Genomic DNA, 19,139 nt, shown 5'->3' on the forward strand with positions numbered 1-19,139 from the left:
TTCAACCTTTCTAGTTGCTATCTTGTCCGGTTAAAATTGGACGAATAGCAAAAATCAAAGGTCTGGTCTCGAAGTTTTGGAATCGAACTTCTAGAGCATAAGTCTTGTTCGGTTGTGGGTCAAACAACTCCACACTTAAATGCCCTGAATTTGGACGATGTGCAGTTGCTTCGGCATCTCCTCCCTTGATCTCCAAACTTCCTGCCCCCGGAAATTGGCACTCAACTCTTAAACACGGCATTGGCTCTTCTCTGTTGCGGTTCGACAGGTATTGAGCTTCCAGAGTTAGCGAACCCAAACCAGTCAGCCACTCCCGCGAAACAGGCGGCTGATTCACAGGACAATCCAAAGTTAGAGACTCAATGATTTCCCTCGCGGCCAACAGCGACAGCACCATTTGTTGATCGGTACTCGCCGCTTCGTAAGTCGGGAAATCTTCTAAATCTAGAAGTCCCCGCAAAGAACCTCGAAGCACTAAACCAGCTAACTCGTTGAGTTCGTGAGACTGGCCCGGAAACAAGCTATCTACAGCGCGAACTAACTTCGAGCCTTGCCGCAGCGACGACATTACCAGTTCCTGACAAGGTTCTAGCAGTTGAGCAAAAACCCCTTGGGCGATCGGAATTGGCAGGCGGCCCCACCTGATATTTTGTAGTTGGGGAGTCCAGAGGTGTAGGGGGGGAACCCATTGCGGGGCTACATCGTCTGGGTAATCGTGGTCGTAGCTTTTGAATTCTGTTTCCCAGGGGAACAGCGGCGGGTTAGATTCAATTTCGGCTCTAAGCCTTTCTTTTAACAAGGTCTGAAAACGGTCTTGCACGGTCGGTATTTCTCCAATTGTCTGCGGTTGTGCGGGTGCATTGCTGTGCGCCCCCACTTGATAGTCCAGCGGGTCTGGTTCGTCCCATTCCCAGTATTCCACCCCGGAATTCTCTTCTGTGTCGCCCCACTCTTCTGAGCGAGGGGATGGATTGAGGCTTTCCTCATCTTCGTTAGAGGCATTCGCAATCGGCGCCTGCAATATCCAGTCTAAAAAATGGCGATCGAAAGCCTCTGCATCCCTGTTCGTTTCGTTATTCATCACTAGATGCCCCTTCTCCGGAATCTGAACGATTTCGCAATTCCCAGGCAAGTTCCAGCAATTTAAACCACCGTTTCTGTACCTGGGCTACCGTGCTGCCGAGGCTTTGCGCGATCGCTGACTCTGACAGACCCTGTTGCTTCAACTTTAGCAAACGCTGTCCTTCTGGGCCAATTTGCTGACCAAAATCCTGCCACTGGGAAGGCAGCAAACCCAGATTTCGATCTAAGTCTGCTTCCAGCCACTGGTGAACGAGTTCCCAGCGGTGCGACATGGCGAACCTGAGCAAATGGTACTTGAAGCGCTGCTGCAAATAGTCTCTTTGGCGAGGAGTTATGCCCAGAAGCGACTCTATTTCATTAGTCGGCAAGTCTTGCAACCGCAGCACGAAGTAATCGGCGCAGTCTTGTTGGTTGCGCTCTTTCAAGTAACCCACTAATTCGTCAATCACGTTTTGCCGCAGAGATTCTGACTCGTCGCCTAGCGGACGAATTGCCGCCGAACCCTGTCCGGCCATCGCTTCCCGCACGGAGTGTACGGAGGTGTCGTTCCAAGTTTGGTCGGAATCGGAAGCCCCTCCGTCGGCGGCTTGTTCCATATCTACGGAGGTTTCTTTGGGTTGCTGCTGAGAAAAGGTTTGGGCCCGTAAAATAATTAGTTGCTGGCTGCGGTTCCGAGGTAAAGGAATGCGCCGCTTGCCGAAGCGCTCTACAAAGGCCATGTACTCTGCTAGTTCTAAGCGAGTGCGGGGACTGTAGGTAGGTGGCAATTGGGTTTCGCGCCGGAATGCCTTTAAAGCTTCGAGATAAAATCCTTGCAAAAAATCTTTGATCAGTTCTACTCGCGCCTGATAGCTAGACTGCACCTGCGGAGGAGTGATGTAGCGATAGACGATCGCGCTGAGGGTACTGTGCAATTCAACTCGCCCGGGCCCGGAGCCTAAATTGTAATAGTGGAGGCATTGTTGCAAGCGGTGCTGAGCGAGGCTCTGGGCTGAACCTTCTATATCTCCGGAGGCTTGAATCCGCTGGCTTTCAGTGCATATCCTGTTGACTTCTGCTGCGAGTCGCCCTGCTACATCTTGGCAGTTCTGCTCAGACGCGCGAGTGGACTTTTTGAGTTCGTCTAACAGCAGTTGAAATATGGTTTCCACGCTCTGGCAGATTTCCCGCATGATGGTTTACAGCTAACAATGAAAGTAGCACAGTTAGTAAAAGTATGGATAAATCTTTCCTACCGTTACTTTACCCCGTATTCCCCAGATAGGACAAACTGCAATTCCCTCTATCTCCTCCTTCGCGCAAACACAGAGGACTGCTTTTTTTATCTGTCCTGGAGGCGCCATCCGTTAAGAACCAGGTTTAAACAGTTGCCATAACGATGGTTCATCAGAGTGTCGGGTTTGACAAAGCCTTCATGCGGGCCGAAAACGCTACACTGCCCTTGATATCTTCGGTTTAGTGCTGTGGTGGTCACACGAGCGCAAGTGTTCCTGAAGGTGAAGCGAACACACAGCTTCTCCCGGTGGTCTACTAGATGCGACAAAGGGTTGCGTGGCTGTATTTGGTAGATGTCGATCGAGGTGACAGCGGTCAACGGTTTCTCAAATCAGTGATGGATCGCTTGGGATGGATTATTCAGGTGGTTGTACGATCGCAATCGACCCAAGGCTTGGTTTTAGTGAAAACAAGATCCGTGCTTGAACAAACTTTTGGTTTGGTCAATGTAGTATCGAGGGTTGAGCAAGGAGGAGCAGCGATTATCGACTGCCTCACAGGTCATGATATACCTCTCTTTGATTCAGTTTATCGCTATTTAACAAACCCAAGATTATCTGTGTTGGTGTAAGCCGATTTGAACACTATCAAGGGTTCCATCCTAGAAAGGTTTCTACTTTCCCGGCTCAAACATTAAAGTAGTCTTCAGCCACTTTGTTCATAAAGTTTTGATGGCGATCGCCCGTCTGTTTCTTGGCAGCATCCTTAAACGTCGATTGAGCGGTTGCACTCAATCTCATTTCTAGCATCCCAATCACAGAGGTCAGAACTGCTCGTGCCAGAAAATCTGTTTCCTAGCCTTCTAGGATAACAGGGTTATATTTATTGCAAGTCCCTGATGCAGTCCTTGAAAGCAGCCCGCACAATTAAGTGTGTGGATTTTGGTTGACCTTCGGTGGGATGTTGCTTAACTTGCGCAGAAATTCCTGGATTTGTACGGGCTATCAGACTCCAGCCTTTTTCTGTAGCAGGAGTGAGAGGGAAATCACCGGCGGCTCAATCGCTGTGTTCACCAAGCCAAGGTGCTCCCGAACAATAAGTTTCATTGCATCTATCTAAGGGTATCAATATTGCAATTAGTTTAACCTGAAAAGCAGATATTTTACTAAAGTTCGATCGTCTTCGATCGTCCTCTGGGTTGATGTAAGTGGTTGGGTAAATTTGTTTTAATAAATGTAAAGTTAGAGTTGAAGGAACAATTTCAATGCGTAAGTTAAACATAGGTCTATCTGACGAGCAGCGTGCAGGCGTTATCGAACTATTGAATCACGACCTGGCAGATGCTTATCTCCTGTTAATCAAAACCAAAAAGTATCACTGGGATGTAGTGGGCCCGCAGTTTAGATCGCTCCACCAGTTGTGGGAAGAACACTATCAGGCGTTAACACTAAATATCGATGCTATGGCTGAACGGGTGAGAACTTTAGGTGGCTATCCAATTGGTACTGCTGAGGGTTTTCTGAAGTATGGCTCGATTAAAGAACATATCGGCGATTTGCCTTTAGCGACTGAGATGGTGTCGCGTTTAGTTGACGACCACGAACTGATTATTCGCAATCTCCGCCAACACGTCGAAAAGTGCGGTGAAGAGTTTAATGATGACGGAACCGCAGACTTTTTGACTGGTTTGATGGAACAGCACGAGCAAATGGCTTGGATGTTGCGCTCGTTTATTGAAGGCGAATCCCTTGCGCCAGACGGCCAGCAGCCAAAAGCTCAAACTCCTACAGCTTCTCACGCTTAGAAAGATTAAGTAGAAGTAAGAAGGAAGAAGGGAAAATTTAGATTTTTTTATTTAACCCTCTTACCTCATTCTTGATCGAGCAACCAGGTAGAATTAAAATCCCTCTAGCTTCCTGAAAAACCCGGTTTTTTGAATAAACCAGGTTTTTCAATGTTGGGTTTATTTAGATTTTCGATTGGCTAAACTGTTGAATCGCATTCTTTCGTATACCTGCGACGGCAACATTCTGTGAACCTTCGCCCGCGTCTCAATCCAAGCAAGTGTCGTCCCTTCACTCGATTCTGATGCTTGTTGTAACTCTAACCCTGATTCAATTGGCGCTGGAACTATTATTTTTAATATACTTTCTATTGACAGCAGATACAAATTGTGGCGCAAAATTGCCATTAATAAATCTTCTTTTAAAGCTCGATACAGCCAAGATAATGTACTCCAGTGATTGCCGCTGCGGTTGTTTTTAACAGCTAAGTAAATGTAAAAATTGCTGCTAGACCAGCGATAAATCCTGCTGGGAATTTCGGGATGTTGCTGCCGGACATCTGCCATAACTAAAGAGTAAGATTTTGTCATTGCTGCATAGTTGCTAGACATACTGCTGGCAATCTGCCGGTAGCCTACTAAATATTCTGGCACTACTTTAAATTGATAATGTTCGGCTATGCGGAGGTGAAGTTCCCAATCTTCGCAGCCTTGAGCGTTTTCTAGTTTAAGTTTGCAGTTGTAACCGCCGACTTTTGCAAAACAAACGCGGCGGATTAGAGATGCGCTGGAATTACCTAGAAAATATTTATAAACTAATGCGGTGTAAACTTCTCCTTCGATGGTGGAGTTGTAAAATCCCCCTGCGACCAACAAGCCTTTTTCATTTATATCAACTGACCAGGAATAGACAACTCCGACAGATGGTTCTGAGTAAGTCAGGCATTTCACTTGTTTTTCTAGGTTTTGCGGATACCAAATATCGTCGGCATCGATGGGAGCAATATATTCGCCTTTTGATTTTTCAATGGCTAGGTTGCGAGCGGCGGCGACGCCGGCATTTGACTGCTGCAATAAGCTGACTCGGCTATCTTTTTGAACAAAAGATTTTACGATTTCGGCTGTTGTATCTGTAGAGCCGTCGTCAACTACTAAAACTTCTATGTTTTGATAAGTTTGAAATAAGACAGATTCTAAGGTTTTAGCAATAAACTTTTCACCGTTGTAAGCTGGTATGATCACTGAAACTAATGGCTGATTTAAATTGTTTTGGGAGGTGCTCATGTATATAAAAACTTGTTTATGTAAAAGTTTGGGATCGAAGGGAGCTAGCTAAGGGTATGTTAGCAAATTACGGAAGCTCGATCGTACAACGTCGGAAATTTTAAGACGTATATTTAAAATATATTGCCAAAACTCATAAAATGTGCACTGAGTCCGCAGTCGCGATCGAGACTTGGTGCACGAGTCACTCGCGGATGAGGTCTGTCAAAGAAATTGTACCCTGCAAGTGCTGAGAGTTCCGGGGTGTCAGTATAAAAGATGTGTGATTTTATACGGTCTGCCTACTTATAAAATCAAATTCTTGTGCATTGCAACACAGCCACACCAAAATGCTGCTGGGGCTTTTTCTCAAGTTTACACAAACAATGATATATTTAAAGATTTTGTAAAGCTGTTGTCTACATCAGGTCAGTCTCAGCAAGATATGGCGTAAAATAGAGGTAAGAATGGGGAAAATCAAATCGAAAATACCAGAAAAAAATCTAGTTGAAGACAAACAGAAATCGAGTTATAAATAAAAAAGTAGAGCTGATTTTACCCTTCGTAAAATAGCACCAATAAAATTCCAGCAAATTTTAGCCCCTGCAATTTAAACAATTTAGGTAATGATTTCTACCGCCGACCCCACTGTATCCGTTATTATCCCAGTCCACAACGGGGGCGCTTACTTCCGCACCTGTTTGTCAAAACTGGCTCAAGCTGTGCCCAGGCCGATCGAAATTATTGTAGTAGCAGATGGCGAAAGCGACGGTTCTTGGCGTCTGGCCAAGGAATTCGGCGCCAAAGTCATCAGGATTCCCGAGTGCGGGGGGCCAGCGCGGGCAAGGAATTTGGGTGCCCAAGCTGCAAAGGGAGATATTCTGTTTTTTGTGGATGCTGATGTCGCTGTTTGTCCAGAAGCCGTAGGCTATGCGATATCGGTGTTCAAAAATAATCCCTACTTAGCTGCTTTCATTGGTTCTTACGACGATGCTCCTGGAGATCCTGATTTTCTATCGCAGTACAGGAATTTGCTGCATCACTACGTGCACCAAACAGGTAACGAAGAAGCTTCGACTTTTTGGGGGGCTTGCGGAGTGATTCGTCGGGAAATTTTTTTGCAAATGGGTGGCTTTAATGAGAGTTACCGCCAAGCTTCGATCGAAGATATTGAGTTCGGCTACCGTTTGAAACAAGCAGGTTATAACATTCGGCTGTGCAAAACCTTGCAGGTGAAGCATTTAAAGCGGTGGAAACCTATGGGTATGGTGAAAGCTGACTTTTTCTACCGAGCACTGCCTTGGACAGAACTGATTTGGCGCGATCGCCAATTGAATAACGACCTCAACTTGCAAGTTTCAAACCGCATCAGCGTGATTTTAACTTATGCAGTCCTGCTGGCAATTTTGGGAACCTGCTGGTCGCTGAGCTTTTTGCTACTGGCTGGTTTGCTGGCTATACCACTGGTAGCAATTAATGCACCACTTTACAGATTTTTTCACCGTAAACACGGTATCCTATTTGCCCTGAAAACTATTCCGTGGCACTGGCTTTTCTATTTTTACAGCGGACTGGCATTCGCGATCGGGACAGGTCGCTACTTATACCAAAAAAAGCCTGTGACTGGGAAAGTTAGGTTGCCAGTATCGGCTCAATAAATCAAGGCAAATTGTGCTTAAACATCAAATCGATCGAGAGTTTCTCAGGGTATTCACGGGTGCATCTATCCCTTTGACAAGTTATAAATAACTGTATAGTTTCGATAAAAAAGCTGGAGGTAGGCTGAGTGAAACATTATCCTGTTGCGATCGTCGGTGCAGGTCCTGCGGGCTTGACTGCTGCCTACGAGCTAGTCAAGCAAGGCATTATCCCTGTTGTACTAGAAAAAGGTGATAAAGTTGGGGGAATAGCTCGCACCGAAAGCTACAAAGGCTATCGTTTCGACATTGGCGGCCACCGCTTTTACACTAAAGTTGAAGCCGTGCAGGAGTTGTGGCAAGAGGTACTGGGAAATGAGTTTATTAAAGTGCCACGATTGTCGCGAATTTTTTATCAAGGTAAATTTTTTAACTATCCTATCAGTGCCTTCAATACTCTCTTTAATTTGGGCATAATTGAGAGTACGCTGATTATTTTGAGTTATCTGAAAGTGAGAATTTGGCCACTTCGGGAAGAAAAAACTTTTGAACAGTGGGTGATCAATCGTTTTGGCGAACGCTTGTATAAAACATTTTTTAAGACTTACACTGAAAAAGTTTGGGGCATTCCTTGTTCGGAAATTCAAGCAGATTGGGCGGCGCAGCGGATTAAAGGATTGTCGCTGACGACAGCAATTATTAATGCTTTGTTTGGCAGCAACGACACTAAAACATTAATCAAAGAGTTTGATTATCCGGCTTTGGGGCCGGGGATGATGTGGGAAAAGTTCGCGGAAGCTGTGGAGAATAAAAATGGCAAAGTTTATCTCGATACTAAAGTCATTAGCTTTGAGCGTGAAGGTAATAAGATTAAAAGTATTACTGCGGAGCAAAACGGAGAAGTAGTTCAATATTCGGCGGATAATTTCATTACGAGTATGCCGATATCGGCACTGGTAGCAAGACTGAAACCGCAGCCGCCAGAAGAGGTATTGCACGCCGCGCGATCGCTCAAATATCGAGACTTTTTGATTGTATCACTGATTGTCAATCGCAAGGATTTGTTTCCTGATAACTGGATTTACATTCACTCCCCCGAAGTCAAAGTGGGACGAATTCAAAACTTTAAGAATTGGAGCGCCGCTTTAGTTCCCGACGCCAGCAAAAGTTGTTTGGGAATGGAATATTTCTGTAGCGTAGGCGATGACGTTTGGGAAATGTCGGACGCGGAACTTATCGAATTAGCAACTCGCGAGTTGGTTGGTTTGGGTTTAGCAACAACGGCCGAGGTGGAAGATGGAGTTGTCATACGGCAACCCAAAGCTTATCCAGTCTATGATGGCGAATATCGAGGACACTTGCAGGTACTTGAAGGTTTTGTGAAGGGAATGGAGAATTTGCAGACGATCGGGCGAAATGGTATGCACCGATACAACAACCAAGACCATTCCATGCTGACGGGAATGCTGGCTGTGAGAAATATTCTCGGCGAAAAGCACGATTTGTGGGATGTGAATACTGAGCGATCGTACTATGAAGACTTTAGTGTCGATCGGTCAAAAGAAAAAAAGGATTCGTCTTTGATTTCGCAATCAAGCTGATTTGACGCTGGGGGGTTGAGAAAGGGAAAGGAAATCAGTATTTTCCTTTCCCTTTTAGTTTTTCACAAGTTTAACTGGTTTTAAGTCATTTAACTGGTTCCCAGGCTCTGCCTGCAAACCCATTTCCCGATGCTCTGCCTTGTTTGCTGGAGGCAGAGCCTCCCGGTACGCATTCCCCGGCAGAGCCTGGGAAGGAGAAACAGAGCCTGGGAACGAGAAACAGGAGATGTGTCCCAAGTCCCGAACTTCTTATAGCAGCGGTGTATCTTTAAAAGTTGGCGTAAAATTTGAAAATTTATGCTAACTCTTGACTACATACTTAAAACAGTGAAAATATGCTAAGACGCAAGCAACAAACGAACGAACCTATGAACTTTTCCAAGAAGTCAGAGGGCAAAAGTGCCACACCCCCAAAAACTAACTCAACACAGAATCTCGGCGCAGCAGGACTGCGGAAATTACTTTTTGCCGCCGGAATAGCCTCTGTGTGCGCTAGCTGTCAAAATCCTCAAGCACCCACCGCCACAACACCCGGAGCCAGCCCCGGAACCAGTCCCGCAGCCACTCCCGTCGCAGTTAGCAGCCCCGGAGACCCAAATACTGTCAAAATTGTCTCCATGCTCCCGATGACAGGCAGCGCCTTGGGTCAATCTCAAACAATGGTCAACGGTATCAAACAAGCCCTTGCCGAAACCGACTCCAAAGCTTGCGATGGCAAAATCAAAATCGAATATGAAGTGCTCGACGATGCCACCGCCGCCGCCGGCAAATGGGACCCAGCCCAAGTAACGTCCAACTCCAACAAAGCCGTCGCTGACGGTTCAGTAGTTGCCGCCATCGGTCACTATAACTCCGGTGCCGCCAAACTTTCCATTCCCGTGCTCAACCAAGCTAACATCGTCATGATTAGTCCGGCTAACACTTATCCGGGACTTACTAAACCAGGAAAAGGCGAAGCCAAAGAACCCAACGTTTATTATCCCGCAGGCACTCGCAATTTCACCCGCGTTGTCCCCGCTGACGACCTTCAAGGAGCTGTAGCTGCCAACTGGGCAAAATCTTTAGGCGTGCAAAAAGTCTACATTCTCGACGACCAAGAACTCTACGGCAAAGGCATCGCTGATGTTTTTGAAGCAACTTCTAAAAAGTTGGGAATTCAAGTCCTCGGAAGAGAGGGAATTGATATTAAAGCTAGCGACTATAAGGCGTTAATGAATAAGATCAAAGCTTTAAATCCAGACCTGATTTACTTCGGCGGCACTACTCAGAGCAACGCCGGACAAATAATTAAAGACATGAGAAATGTCGGGATGGCGGCTGATACAGTTAAGTTCATGGGGCCGGACGGCATTAAAGATCAAGCTTTAATTGATGCCGGAGGCAAAGATGCCGAAGGAGTTTATGCTACTTTTGGCGGCTTGCCTCCTCAAGAATTGACTGGTGTGGGTGCGAAATGGTATGAAAGTTACAAGGCAAAATATAATGCTGAACCGGAAGCTTATGCAGCATACGCCTATGAAGCTGCTAAAGTTGCGATCGGCGCAATTAATAAAGTTTGCAAAAATGACCGCGCTGCGATCCGCGAAGCTGTCTTGGCAACTAAAGATTTTAACGGGGTACTCGGCACTTGGAGTTTTGACACCAACGGCGACACAAGCTTGACTACAATGTCAGGAAATGTTGTTAAGGGCGGCAAGTGGGAGTTCGTAAATGCGCTCAAGACGGAATAATTAATCAGAAGGAAGAAGGAAGAGGGAAGAAGGAAGAAGGAAGAGGGAAGAGGGAAGAAAAATTATTTAAATTTTTTAACTTCCCAATTCCCAATTTCCAATTCCTAATTTCCAATTCCTAATTTCCAATTCCTAATTCCCCATTACTCAAAAACATGAAGAACTGGAAAAGTATTCTCTTATATCTAGGTGTAGTTTATATAGTTTTGCTATTAGGCCCTATCGCAGGATTTGAGCTGCCAAAAATAGTTGGAGAAATAGCCAGCAATCCTGAAGTTTTTATCCAACAATTATTAGTGGGTCTTGTCAACGGCGCGCTGATTGCAATTATTGCTCTGGGTTACACGATGGTTTACGGAATTATTGAGTTAATCAATTTTGCTCACGGCGATTTGTATATGTTGGGTGCTTTTGCTTCCCTAACAGTGTTCGGGGCTTTTGGCATTCAAGACGGCGCGCCTTTAGGTATTGCTATACCGGTGATGTTAGTCGCTTTAATTGTATGTTCGGTGTTTTGTGCGGGACTGAATATTGTTGTCGAAAAGTATGCTTATCGACCTTTGCGAAATGCTCCCCGTTTGGCTCCTTTAATTTCTGCGATTGGAGTTTCTTTTATTTTCCAAAATATGGGCCTGTTTTGGGGAGGATTGAAAGCTTTTATTCCGGTGATGGGTTCTAATTCTGCTGCGCCGAAAAGTTTTCCCGATTTGTTACCGCGAGTTGATATTTTCAAAGCTTTGGGAATTCAAACGAGTATTGTATTTACTACGAAAGATTTAATTGTGTTGGTGGTGGCGGTGGTATTGATGGTTTTGCTTCATGTGTTTGTGCAATACACTCGTCTGGGAAAGGCGATGCGGGCAACTGCTCAAAGCCGCGATGCTGCTAAAATTATGGGCATTAATGTGGATCAGATTATTGCTCTAACTTTTTTGATTGGGGGAGCTTTGGCTGGTTCGGCTGGGATTCTGGTTGGTCTGTACAACAATACTATTGTTTTTACGATGGGGTTTACTGCAGGTTTGAGGGCTTTTACGGCGGCGGTTTTGGGGGGGATTGGCAATATTGTGGGGGCGATGTTAGGAGGGGTTTTGATTGGGTTGCTGTCGTCTTTGAGCGATCAGTATTTGTCGAGCCGCTGGACTAATGCTTGGGTGTTTGGGGTTTTGGTGGTGATTTTGGCTTTTCGACCAGGGGGTTTGTTGGGCGAAAATGTTCAGGAAAAGGTTTGAAATTGCAGGGTGGAATTGATGGCAAGAGACATTTAAGTAAACATAAAAAAACAGCATAGGCTGACCTCCGACTTGTTTAAATCTTTGGGGTACTAACAGCGCTCGCGTTTTACGTTTTAGGTTATTTTACGTTTTAAATATTCCCTGGGTTGAGCCAGCCAAAAACTTCCCCTAAAGTCAACTGCATTTGCGGCATAAATTTAGGCATTGGAAGTATATCTGTCGGTTCTTGCAATGAAATCGGCTGCTGCCTTGCGGGATAGGCTAAAATGTTTTTTTCATCGGGATCGAGCAACCAACCCATCTGACAACCGGCGTTCAAACAGTGCAAAATATTGTTTGTGACTTTGGTTTGGCTTTGGGCTGGGGACAAAATTTCTATTGTCCAGTCTGGGTGAGTATTAAATGTATTGGCAATTTCGCCGTCAGCGTCTAGGGGAATACGATTCCAAACAAAAATCGCGACATCGGGAACAATAGAACGTCCGCCAAAGGTGCAGCGAAGTTCTGGTAGGGCTAGGGCAATTTGCGATTTCTATGCGATGTCGTTGGTGACTGTTACGAGTCGGCCTTGTAGTTTGCTGTGTTTTCCTTGTGGCATAGGTTTTTGTACGATCGCACCTTTGATGTATTCGCTAGCGGGTTTTGTTTCTGGGAGTTGCAAAAACTCGTCGAGGGTGATAATTTTTTGAGGTGCTTGTAACATATAGCGATCGCCCGTTTGAAGTGTGTTTCGGTAACAGTTCCAGTATATTTGAAGTTTCGATCGCTGTGGTGAAACAATCGCTCTCAAAAGACTCTAAACTGTAGCTAGCCCGCTCAGCAGTTTTCATTGCCAGCGGTCGATCGCATTGATTGAGGCAGAAATTTGCACTGCCCGCGTCAGTCGCATCTATAACTGCGATTCCTAGCATTCTTTCATCTAACTACTGACGGCTGACTAATAACTAATGACTAATAATTTATTCCTATGTCAAAAAAAATAATTAATGCGATCAAATCAAGCGGTATTTTAGGGGCTATCGCCTCTTTGACTGTTCTGTTATTCGGCGGTTGGAGCGGCACTGTGATCGGCTGGCTGATGGGTACGGCTGCGGGCTTTATGAGCTGTCGGGAGCAGAAGGTTTACAGCCCGAAAATGGGTGCTGCGATCGGCAGTTTAGCGGGATTGGGATTGGGAGTTTGGCTATTAATTGCAAGTGTGGTAGAAGGGGTTTTGATTAGACCTTTTTCTGGTCAATCTGCTGTTGCTTTGCCGACTACGCTGCTGTACGGGATTTGCAGTTTGACGATCGCAATTTTGACAGCTACGTTAATGGGTGCTTTGCAGGGTTTGCAGGGGGAACGCCAGCGGCTGGCAACTCTGGTGACATTAGCTTTTATTCTAATTCTGTTTCCGTTTATCGACATTCAGGCTCAGACTGGCTGGATTGCTACTGTAGTACAGATTCAAATCTTTATTATGCTGGCGCTGGGTTTGAATATTACTGTGGGTTTTGCGGGTTTGTTGGATTTGGGATATGCGGCGTTTTTTGCGATCGGCGCTTACACGACAGCTTTGCTATCTTCTGGGCAGTTAAATATTGCTTGGAATTTTTGGGTGGTATTGCCGATCGCGGCTGGTGTAGCTGCGATCGCGGGCGTAATCCTGGGTATTCCGACACTGCGACTCAGGGGGGATTATTTGGCGATCGTTACCCTAGGTTTTGGCGAAATTATCCCGGTTGTCTTTAGGAATTTAACCGCGATTCGCATCGATGAACCAGTCTCAAAGATTGTTGCTTCCCTGTTGGGGAAACCCGATTTGGTGCTGTGTCTGGTTGGGTGCGATCGACCTTTTAACCTCACCGGCGGCGAAGCGGGAATAAACCCGATCGGGCGTCCATCTCTCCCCATCGTCGGCACTTTCAGCACCGGCAACTACTTTCCGTGGTACTACCTAATTTTGCTGTTAGTTGTCTTCGCTTACTTCATGATTTCGCGGCTGCGAGATTCCCGCTTGGGCAGGGCGTGGAATGCCATGCGCGAAGATGAATTAGCGGCTAGTGCGATGGGGATTAACCTGGTCAAAACCAAACTTTCGGCTTTTGCGATGGGAGCGACTTTTTCGGGCTTTGCAGGCGCGTTTTACGCGGCTTATATAAGCGCAATTTTTCCCAGCGTTTTCGATTTCTCGGTGTCGGTAATCATCCTGTGTATGGTGATTTTAGGCGGTTTGGGCAACATGACCGGGGTGATCTTGGGCGCTATCATTATCATGTCTGCCGATCGGCTTTATCTGCCACAATTAGCGCAAGTTCTCAAGGGTTTTCTGAATACTTTTGTACTCCCCAGGATTGCAATTCCGCAGTTGCAAGAGTTTCTCGCCACCAGTTTAGACCCGATTCAAATGCGCTTATTTCTCTTCGGCCTAACTCTTGTTGTCATGATGCTCGTGCGGCCGGAGGGGCTGATTCCTGATAAGATACACCAAGCTGAACTGCATTCGGATGCTGAAGCGAGCAATGACTCTTTAGCAGATTCGAGAAGTCAATAAGTAGGTAAGGGCAAAAACCATAGTATTTTGTAGGCAGGTTTAGCTAAGAATCTAGGATGCAAGGGAGTTTAGGTGTATAAACACCCCCGTCCCCATCTAATGTTTATTTGTAACCAACTACTTAGTAAGGGTGAAAGATTAGCCATGAAAAATGTAACTGGTACTGCTTTTATCGTTGCGGAATTTAGAGCAGAAGAGAATGAAGAGGCAATTCCTCTCTACACTGATAATGTAGTAAAAATCTGGCTGAATGAGGAAACAAAAAAAGTAGCTAGCCAAATAGCTCAAAACTCTCCCGCCGCTAAAGAAATGGTTAAGTTGCGGACTAAATATTTTGATGATGTTTTGTCAAATCAAATTTTAGGAGGTTGTAAGCAAGTAGTTATTTTAGGTTCGGGTTTGGATACTCGCGCTGCTAGAATTAATGGAGAAGGAGTGATTTATTTTGAAATAGACGACGGCGCGACTCTTCAATTAAAAGCAGAAACTCTCACAGCTAACAAAGTTACTGCTAATGTTCGCTATCTTCCCGGCAATTACGTAAAAGACGGTTTAATCTCATTGCTGAAACAGAGTGAATTTGATTTCACTCGACCGACCTATTTTTTGTGGGAAGGCAACACAACCTTGCTTGACAAAAAAGATGTAATATTTGTGTTAGAACAAATTCGCAACAAGCTTGATAATTTTCGATTGTCCTTTGATTATATGTCGGAAAAGGTAATTTTGAGAACGACGGGCTACCAAGATATCAATGATTACATAGATAAATACGAAAGTATGTATGCACCGTGGATTACTGGGTTTGAAAACATTGCAGCTTTGGCTGATGAACTCCATCTCAAAGTTATTGAAAACTTTTCGACAGCAGATTTACACACACAATATCGCCCTGGTCGTTCGCTAGAATCTAATCTTTTTAAGTTCTATTTTGTTTGTACGTTAGAAAATGTAGTAGGGGGCGTCAGTAAAAAGATTTGACTCCACTCAAACAATTTGCTGCTGACGCACCTTATCAAAGCAAAGACGATCGCACTTTTTCTGTACGCTAGAAAACGCAGGAGGGTACGTCGGGGTTCGTCGAGGAGATACTGGCGGAGAATAGCACCAGATTTGATCGTCTTTCCCAGTCCAACTTCATCAGCTAAGAGGTAACGTTGAATCGGGTCTTCGAGTACGCGGCGGACAATTTCAACTTGATGAGGATAAAGGTCAATATTGGCAGAAATCAGCCCTGTCATCCCGCGACTGACAGCGCGTTGTTCGATGAGACACTTGACAAAAGCTAAACGTCGATCGTGAAAGTAGGGCGTTTCCTGACCTTTCATCGCTAGAGTTTCGATGGGGTCATCCATGGGTAGGTTGCAGCGAACGTAAATTTCATGTTCAGGAACTAATGCTATCTTTTTATCGGGTAGATCGATTCGATACAGACCTTTGTCTTCGTCCCAGTCAAAAATTCGGCCAATTATCCATGTATCCTGGCTTTCTGGCTGGATGTAGCATCGTGTCTGAGGCGGGAGTTGAACTCTATAAAGCGAAGTTAAGGGTAAGGTTTTTTCAAGGCGTTGCCCAATTGAGCAGAAGTATTCAACTGTTGCTGTAGAGTAGGATAGCTCGGTAACTTTTCCGATTCCTAAGTCGTTGTTTGGCGATTTTTCTGCGGAGACGCTTCGCGATCGCACCAGCCAACCAAGCTTCATCATAGTTCCCGCCTCAATACTACCCCTTACTAGAGTAGCCGATCCTCCTGAAAAACTACCAATGTAATTTAATTTTCCACCCTTTTTGTCCTTAAACTCAAGGGGAAACCTTAAACCGAAACGCAGTCATGAAGCTTAGCCCAAGACTTTCTGTAACGCCTTCCGATGCCCAAATCTTTCGGTGTCGTAACCAGCATCCCACCACAGGCAAGCTGACGCACTTTAACCGAGCGGATTTGGTATTATATAGAATCCGATCTATAACAACTTAACTAATATTAGGAAAAACAGCCCCAATGTCATTATTAGAAGCACAGCAACTTACCATGCGATTCGGCGGTTTGACTGCGGTCAACAAAGTGAGTTTAACATTGGAAAAAGGATCCATCGCCAGTTTGATCGGGCCCAACGGTGCGGGCAAAACTACTTTTTTTAATATGCTGACGGGTATCTACAAACCGAGTGGGGGACAGTTGGTACTTGAAAATAAAAATATCACTGGTTTGCCTCCAGATCGCCTGACAACTTTCGGCATTGCTAGAACTTTTCAAAATATCCGCTTGTTTAACAATATGACTGTGCTGGATAATGTTTTAGTAGGCAGACACTGCCGATTAAAAACAGGTTTGTTGGGCGCAATTCTCCGCCCTCCGGCTGTGATTGTAGAGGAACGAGGAGCTAAAATAAAAGCCTTGAGTATGCTGGATTTTGTCGGTTTAGGTGCTTCTAAAGCGCCGGAGTTGGCAAAAAACCTTTCCTACGGCGATCAGCGGAGATTGGAAATTGCCAGGGCTTTGGCTTCCGATCCGAAAGTGTTGCTTTTGGACGAACCGACTGCCGGGATGAACCCGAACGAAACGGCTGATTTAACTCGCTTTATTTATCGGATTCGCGATGAGTTGGATTTGAGTATTTTGCTGATTGAACATGATATGAAGGTGGTGATGGGAATTAGCGATCGCGTGAGTGTTATGGAGTACGGTACTAAAATTGCTGAGGGAACTCCCGATCAAGTTCGCGCCGATCCTCGCGTGATTGAGGCATATTTGGGAAAAGAAGAAGATGGACATGGATAATCGGTATTGTCTGCCGACAGATAACTGAGGTGCGGAGTGCGAACCATACGAAAAAGTAAGAGAATCCCGGCAAATTAACCGCAATAAAATTAGGGCGGGCTTGACCAAGAATCTGTCATTCAAACCAATAATATTTATCAAACCGCCCCGGACTACAGAATTTTATAACGAGCAATTCAACGGAAACAATAGGATGTGCGCCTCGCACACCCTATGGATTAAAATTCGGGGTTTTTCCTAAACTTTTGATTTGAAGGCCGACATTTCTTTTTTGTTTTTTCTGTGCCTGAAAAACAATCCTAAAAATATTGCAGTACCTAATACTGTGCTCGGTTCTGGAACTGCTTCTGCTTCTGCTTCTGTCTTTGCGATATTGTTCTTAACTTCTACTAACCTTAAGTTAGTGGCGTTGTTGAATGTCCGCGAATATACCCCCGAAGTATACAGGAGGCTAGCTGCTGCACTTTCTTGAGCCAGAAAATTAAAGTTGATTTGTGTAGGTTTAAAGCTTTTGCTAACGAAGGCATTTGCATAAAAGCCACTAGAAGAGTCTAAACCGATCGCAAATTGAAAAGAGTCTAACAAAATGTTAGTAACAGTGTTAATCACCCAGAAAGATATACTGCCATTCGCCCTGGTGCGTTCGGATTGGGGGTAGTCAACTGAGGTTAAAAGAGCTAAAAATGTCTGAAAAGTGAAGGAAAAAGTTTCTTCGGAATCAATGAAGAAGTCGCCGATAACTGCTGCTTGACTTTGGGCTAAACCGGAATAGTTATTTCCGCTGCCTGCGACTCCACTTTGCGATAGATTTGCTGCCAGCAATTCGTGACAGTTAGATATAAAAAAGGCCTCAGCGTTCGCTTGGCTAATGACTGCACCGCTGTTAGCTATTGTCTGAGTGTTAGTATTAGTAGATGTACCTGTCTCAGTCGTGTTGTGACTGAAGTTGTAAATCTTTACTGCTGCCGCAGAACCGGCTATTGTGGCAGCACTGCTGGGCGCTATACCTACACTCAAGCTGGTTACTAAAGGAGTTGCTAATAAAAATGCGATCGCTCCGGTACTGTGATTGAATTTCATTGTAAATCTCCTTAAATTTGAAAATTGAAAAATTTTAATTGCTGTTATTGGTAACGTGTAGCGCTTGATTGCGCTTACGCATTAATACTACCTATTTACTTAGAGATTTTTGTAAAGCTACTGTCAAGAAATCTTGTCTTTAAGTAAAAATTATGTAAAGTTGGTTGCCCCAGCTACTAAAAATACATTGTATGGGAGCTAGGGCTGGTGTTAATCTAAGTAAAATTACTGATTACTCTAAAAAAAGTTAATTTTAAATAAATGCAATAAAAATTTATAATTAGTCTGGATAATATAATAAAGCACAAAGCAGAAAGAGTAATTATGTTGGAAATTAAAGACATTCACACCTACTACGGAAATATCCACGCTCTCAAAGGAGTATCGCTAACAGTCTCGCAGGGAGAAGTTGTGACATTAATCGGCAGCAACGGGGCGGGGAAAACGACCACTCTCCGCACGATTCAAGGACTGCTGCGGCCGCGCCAAGGCACTATATTATTTGAAGGAAAGCCTTTAGAAGCACTATCTACAGAGGCGATCGTCCGTTTGGGGATTTCTCAAAGTCCCGAAGGGCGGTTGATTTTTCCGCGCATGACGGTGCAAGAAAACCTAGAAATGGGTGCTTATCTCCGCAACGATACTCTCGGTATCAAGTCCGATATGGAAAAAGCATTAAATTTATTTCCTCGTTTGCGAGAAAGAATTAGTCAAAAAGGGGGAACTCTCAGCGGCGGCGAACAGCAAATGTTGGCGATCGCCCGGGCTTTGATGTCGCGCCCCCGCTTGTTATTATTGGATGAGCCGAGTATGGGATTGGCACCGATGTTAGTCAGTCAAATTTTTGCGATCGTCCGCGATATTAATGCTGAAGGAACAACTATTTTACTGGTGGAACAAAACGCCCGCATGGCTTTAAGTGTAGCCCACCGCGGCTATGTTATCCAAACCGGTCAGGTTGTCGTCGCTGGTAGTGCTAGCGATTTGCAGTCAAACGAAACTGTTCGCAAAGCGTATTTAGGTGAAAGTTAAATATAGGCATTGGGCATTGGGCATTGGTTATTGAAACTGACAACTAACAACCAAAAACCAACAAATAACAAATAATATCGTTTCCGGTTGCATCGGTATTGTTCAAACAGTCAACATTTCACAGTCAACAGTCAACAATTCCGGAGGAGTGCAACCGGAATTGATATA

General features: G+C 44.9%; 16 protein-coding genes and 1 pseudogene. 10 read left to right on the forward strand and 7 right to left on the reverse strand.

Annotated elements, in window-relative coordinates; genetic code table 11:
• Positions 1 to 10 precede the first annotated feature (10 nt).
• A complete protein-coding gene (locus QUA27_RS13860) occupies positions 11 to 1,081 on the reverse strand; it encodes a hypothetical protein (RefSeq protein ID WP_333068589.1) in 1,071 nt (356 codons plus the stop codon).
• Positions 1,074 to 2,255: a heterocyst differentiation protein HetZ gene (gene hetZ / locus QUA27_RS13865; protein ID WP_333068590.1), complete on the reverse strand. Its 1,182-nt coding sequence runs from the start codon at positions 2,253 to 2,255 to the stop codon at positions 1,074 to 1,076. Before hetZ ends, QUA27_RS13860 begins: the two co-directional genes overlap by 8 nt.
• Before the next feature lie 362 nt (positions 2,256 to 2,617).
• On the opposite strand from hetZ, the gene QUA27_RS13870 reads away from it, so the two are divergent.
• Positions 2,618 to 2,929, forward strand: a complete 312-nt coding sequence (locus QUA27_RS13870; protein ID WP_333068591.1) for a hypothetical protein — start codon at positions 2,618 to 2,620, stop codon at positions 2,927 to 2,929.
• 55 nt (positions 2,930 to 2,984) lie between these two features.
• On the opposite strand, the gene QUA27_RS13875 is transcribed toward QUA27_RS13870, so the two are convergent.
• Complete coding sequence (locus QUA27_RS13875; RefSeq protein WP_333068592.1) at positions 2,985 to 3,107, reverse strand: hypothetical protein; 123 nt, start codon at positions 3,105 to 3,107, stop codon at positions 2,985 to 2,987.
• Between the two features lie 455 nt (positions 3,108 to 3,562).
• Here QUA27_RS13875 and QUA27_RS13880 point away from each other — a divergent pair, with 455 nt between their 5' ends.
• A complete protein-coding gene (locus QUA27_RS13880; protein WP_333068593.1) occupies positions 3,563 to 4,102 on the forward strand; it encodes a Dps family protein in 540 nt (179 codons plus the stop codon).
• 159 nt (positions 4,103 to 4,261) lie between these two features.
• Here the strand turns inward: QUA27_RS13880 and QUA27_RS13885 are convergent, their stop codons facing one another.
• Positions 4,262 to 5,365, reverse strand: a complete 1,104-nt coding sequence (locus tag QUA27_RS13885; protein WP_333068595.1) for a glycosyltransferase family 2 protein — start codon at positions 5,363 to 5,365, stop codon at positions 4,262 to 4,264.
• Between the two features lie 605 nt (positions 5,366 to 5,970).
• Between QUA27_RS13885 and QUA27_RS13890 the strand changes: the two genes are divergently transcribed.
• From QUA27_RS13890 to QUA27_RS13905, 4 genes are all read left to right on the forward strand, one after another.
• Positions 5,971 to 7,002, forward strand: a complete 1,032-nt coding sequence (locus QUA27_RS13890) for a glycosyltransferase family 2 protein (protein WP_333068596.1) — start codon at positions 5,971 to 5,973, stop codon at positions 7,000 to 7,002.
• A gap of 128 nt (positions 7,003 to 7,130) precedes the next feature.
• Positions 7,131 to 8,582, forward strand: coding sequence for an NAD(P)/FAD-dependent oxidoreductase (locus tag QUA27_RS13895; RefSeq protein ID WP_333068598.1), 1,452 nt, complete (start codon positions 7,131 to 7,133; stop codon positions 8,580 to 8,582).
• 368 nt (positions 8,583 to 8,950) lie between these two features.
• A complete protein-coding gene (locus QUA27_RS13900) occupies positions 8,951 to 10,312 on the forward strand; it encodes a branched-chain amino acid ABC transporter substrate-binding protein (protein ID WP_333068600.1) in 1,362 nt (453 codons plus the stop codon).
• Positions 10,313 to 10,467: 155 nt separating this feature from the next.
• Positions 10,468 to 11,544, forward strand: coding sequence for a branched-chain amino acid ABC transporter permease (locus QUA27_RS13905; RefSeq protein WP_333068601.1), 1,077 nt, complete (start codon positions 10,468 to 10,470; stop codon positions 11,542 to 11,544).
• Positions 11,545 to 11,677: 133 nt separating this feature from the next.
• On the opposite strand, the pseudogene QUA27_RS13910 reads toward QUA27_RS13905, so the two are convergent.
• Positions 11,678 to 12,250: pseudogene (locus QUA27_RS13910) on the reverse strand (Uma2 family endonuclease).
• Between the two features lie 264 nt (positions 12,251 to 12,514).
• Between QUA27_RS13910 and QUA27_RS13915 the strand changes: the two are divergent.
• Both QUA27_RS13915 and QUA27_RS13920 read left to right on the forward strand, forming a co-directional pair.
• Positions 12,515 to 14,080, forward strand: a complete 1,566-nt coding sequence (locus QUA27_RS13915; RefSeq protein ID WP_333068602.1) for an ABC transporter permease subunit — start codon at positions 12,515 to 12,517, stop codon at positions 14,078 to 14,080.
• A gap of 99 nt (positions 14,081 to 14,179) precedes the next feature.
• The gene (locus tag QUA27_RS13920) at positions 14,180 to 15,061 is read left to right on the forward strand and encodes a class I SAM-dependent methyltransferase (protein WP_333068603.1); all 882 of its coding nucleotides are present in this window, start codon (positions 14,180 to 14,182) and stop codon (positions 15,059 to 15,061) included.
• On the opposite strand, the gene QUA27_RS13925 is transcribed toward QUA27_RS13920, so the two are convergent.
• Positions 15,007 to 15,786 carry a hypothetical protein gene (locus QUA27_RS13925; RefSeq protein WP_333068604.1) on the reverse strand — a complete coding sequence of 260 codons (780 nt, stop codon included), beginning with the start codon at positions 15,784 to 15,786 and terminating at the stop codon, positions 15,007 to 15,009. The two genes, QUA27_RS13920 and QUA27_RS13925, sit on opposite strands and share 55 nt — an antisense overlap.
• 293 nt (positions 15,787 to 16,079) lie before the next feature.
• On the opposite strand from QUA27_RS13925, the gene QUA27_RS13930 reads away from it, so the two are divergent.
• On the forward strand, positions 16,080 to 16,859 hold the full coding sequence (locus tag QUA27_RS13930) for an ABC transporter ATP-binding protein (protein WP_333068605.1): 780 nt from the start codon (positions 16,080 to 16,082) through the stop codon (positions 16,857 to 16,859).
• A gap of 237 nt (positions 16,860 to 17,096) precedes the next feature.
• Here the strand turns inward: QUA27_RS13930 and QUA27_RS13935 are convergent, their stop codons facing one another.
• Complete coding sequence (locus tag QUA27_RS13935) at positions 17,097 to 17,939, reverse strand: PEP-CTERM sorting domain-containing protein (RefSeq protein ID WP_333068606.1); 843 nt, start codon at positions 17,937 to 17,939, stop codon at positions 17,097 to 17,099.
• Positions 17,940 to 18,263: 324 nt separating this feature from the next.
• On the opposite strand from QUA27_RS13935, the gene QUA27_RS13940 reads away from it, so the two are divergent.
• Complete coding sequence (locus QUA27_RS13940; RefSeq protein WP_333068607.1) at positions 18,264 to 18,971, forward strand: ABC transporter ATP-binding protein; 708 nt, start codon at positions 18,264 to 18,266, stop codon at positions 18,969 to 18,971.
• The last annotated feature ends 168 nt before the right edge of the window (positions 18,972 to 19,139 follow it).

The sequence above is a fragment of the Microcoleus harperi Pol14_C6 genome (assembly GCF_036701295.1).
Lineage (GTDB): Bacteria > Cyanobacteriota > Cyanobacteriia > Cyanobacteriales > Microcoleaceae > Microcoleus.

What these genes read in the sequence shown, in the direction of transcription:
- QUA27_RS13860 (WP_333068589.1), bottom strand. Translation starts at nt 1,081, where the DNA reads ATGAATAACGAAACGAACAGGGATGCAGAGGCTTTCGATCGCCATTTT.
- hetZ (WP_333068590.1), bottom strand. Translation starts at nt 2,255, where the DNA reads ATGCGGGAAATCTGCCAGAGCGTGGAAACCATATTTCAACTGCTGTTA.
- QUA27_RS13870 (WP_333068591.1), top strand. Translation starts at nt 2,618, where the DNA reads ATGCGACAAAGGGTTGCGTGGCTGTATTTGGTAGATGTCGATCGAGGT.
- QUA27_RS13875 (WP_333068592.1), bottom strand. Translation starts at nt 3,107, where the DNA reads ATGCTAGAAATGAGATTGAGTGCAACCGCTCAATCGACGTTTAAGGAT.
- QUA27_RS13880 (WP_333068593.1), top strand. Translation starts at nt 3,563, where the DNA reads ATGCGTAAGTTAAACATAGGTCTATCTGACGAGCAGCGTGCAGGCGTT.
- QUA27_RS13885 (WP_333068595.1), bottom strand. Translation starts at nt 5,365, where the DNA reads ATGAGCACCTCCCAAAACAATTTAAATCAGCCATTAGTTTCAGTGATC.
- QUA27_RS13890 (WP_333068596.1), top strand. Translation starts at nt 5,971, where the DNA reads ATGATTTCTACCGCCGACCCCACTGTATCCGTTATTATCCCAGTCCAC.
- QUA27_RS13900 (WP_333068600.1), top strand. Translation starts at nt 8,951, where the DNA reads ATGAACTTTTCCAAGAAGTCAGAGGGCAAAAGTGCCACACCCCCAAAA.
- QUA27_RS13905 (WP_333068601.1), top strand. Translation starts at nt 10,468, where the DNA reads ATGAAGAACTGGAAAAGTATTCTCTTATATCTAGGTGTAGTTTATATA.
- QUA27_RS13915 (WP_333068602.1), top strand. Translation starts at nt 12,515, where the DNA reads ATGTCAAAAAAAATAATTAATGCGATCAAATCAAGCGGTATTTTAGGG.
- QUA27_RS13920 (WP_333068603.1), top strand. Translation starts at nt 14,180, where the DNA reads ATGTTTATTTGTAACCAACTACTTAGTAAGGGTGAAAGATTAGCCATG.
- QUA27_RS13925 (WP_333068604.1), bottom strand. Translation starts at nt 15,786, where the DNA reads ATGATGAAGCTTGGTTGGCTGGTGCGATCGCGAAGCGTCTCCGCAGAA.
- QUA27_RS13930 (WP_333068605.1), top strand. Translation starts at nt 16,080, where the DNA reads ATGTCATTATTAGAAGCACAGCAACTTACCATGCGATTCGGCGGTTTG.
- QUA27_RS13935 (WP_333068606.1), bottom strand. Translation starts at nt 17,939, where the DNA reads ATGAAATTCAATCACAGTACCGGAGCGATCGCATTTTTATTAGCAACT.
- QUA27_RS13940 (WP_333068607.1), top strand. Translation starts at nt 18,264, where the DNA reads ATGTTGGAAATTAAAGACATTCACACCTACTACGGAAATATCCACGCT.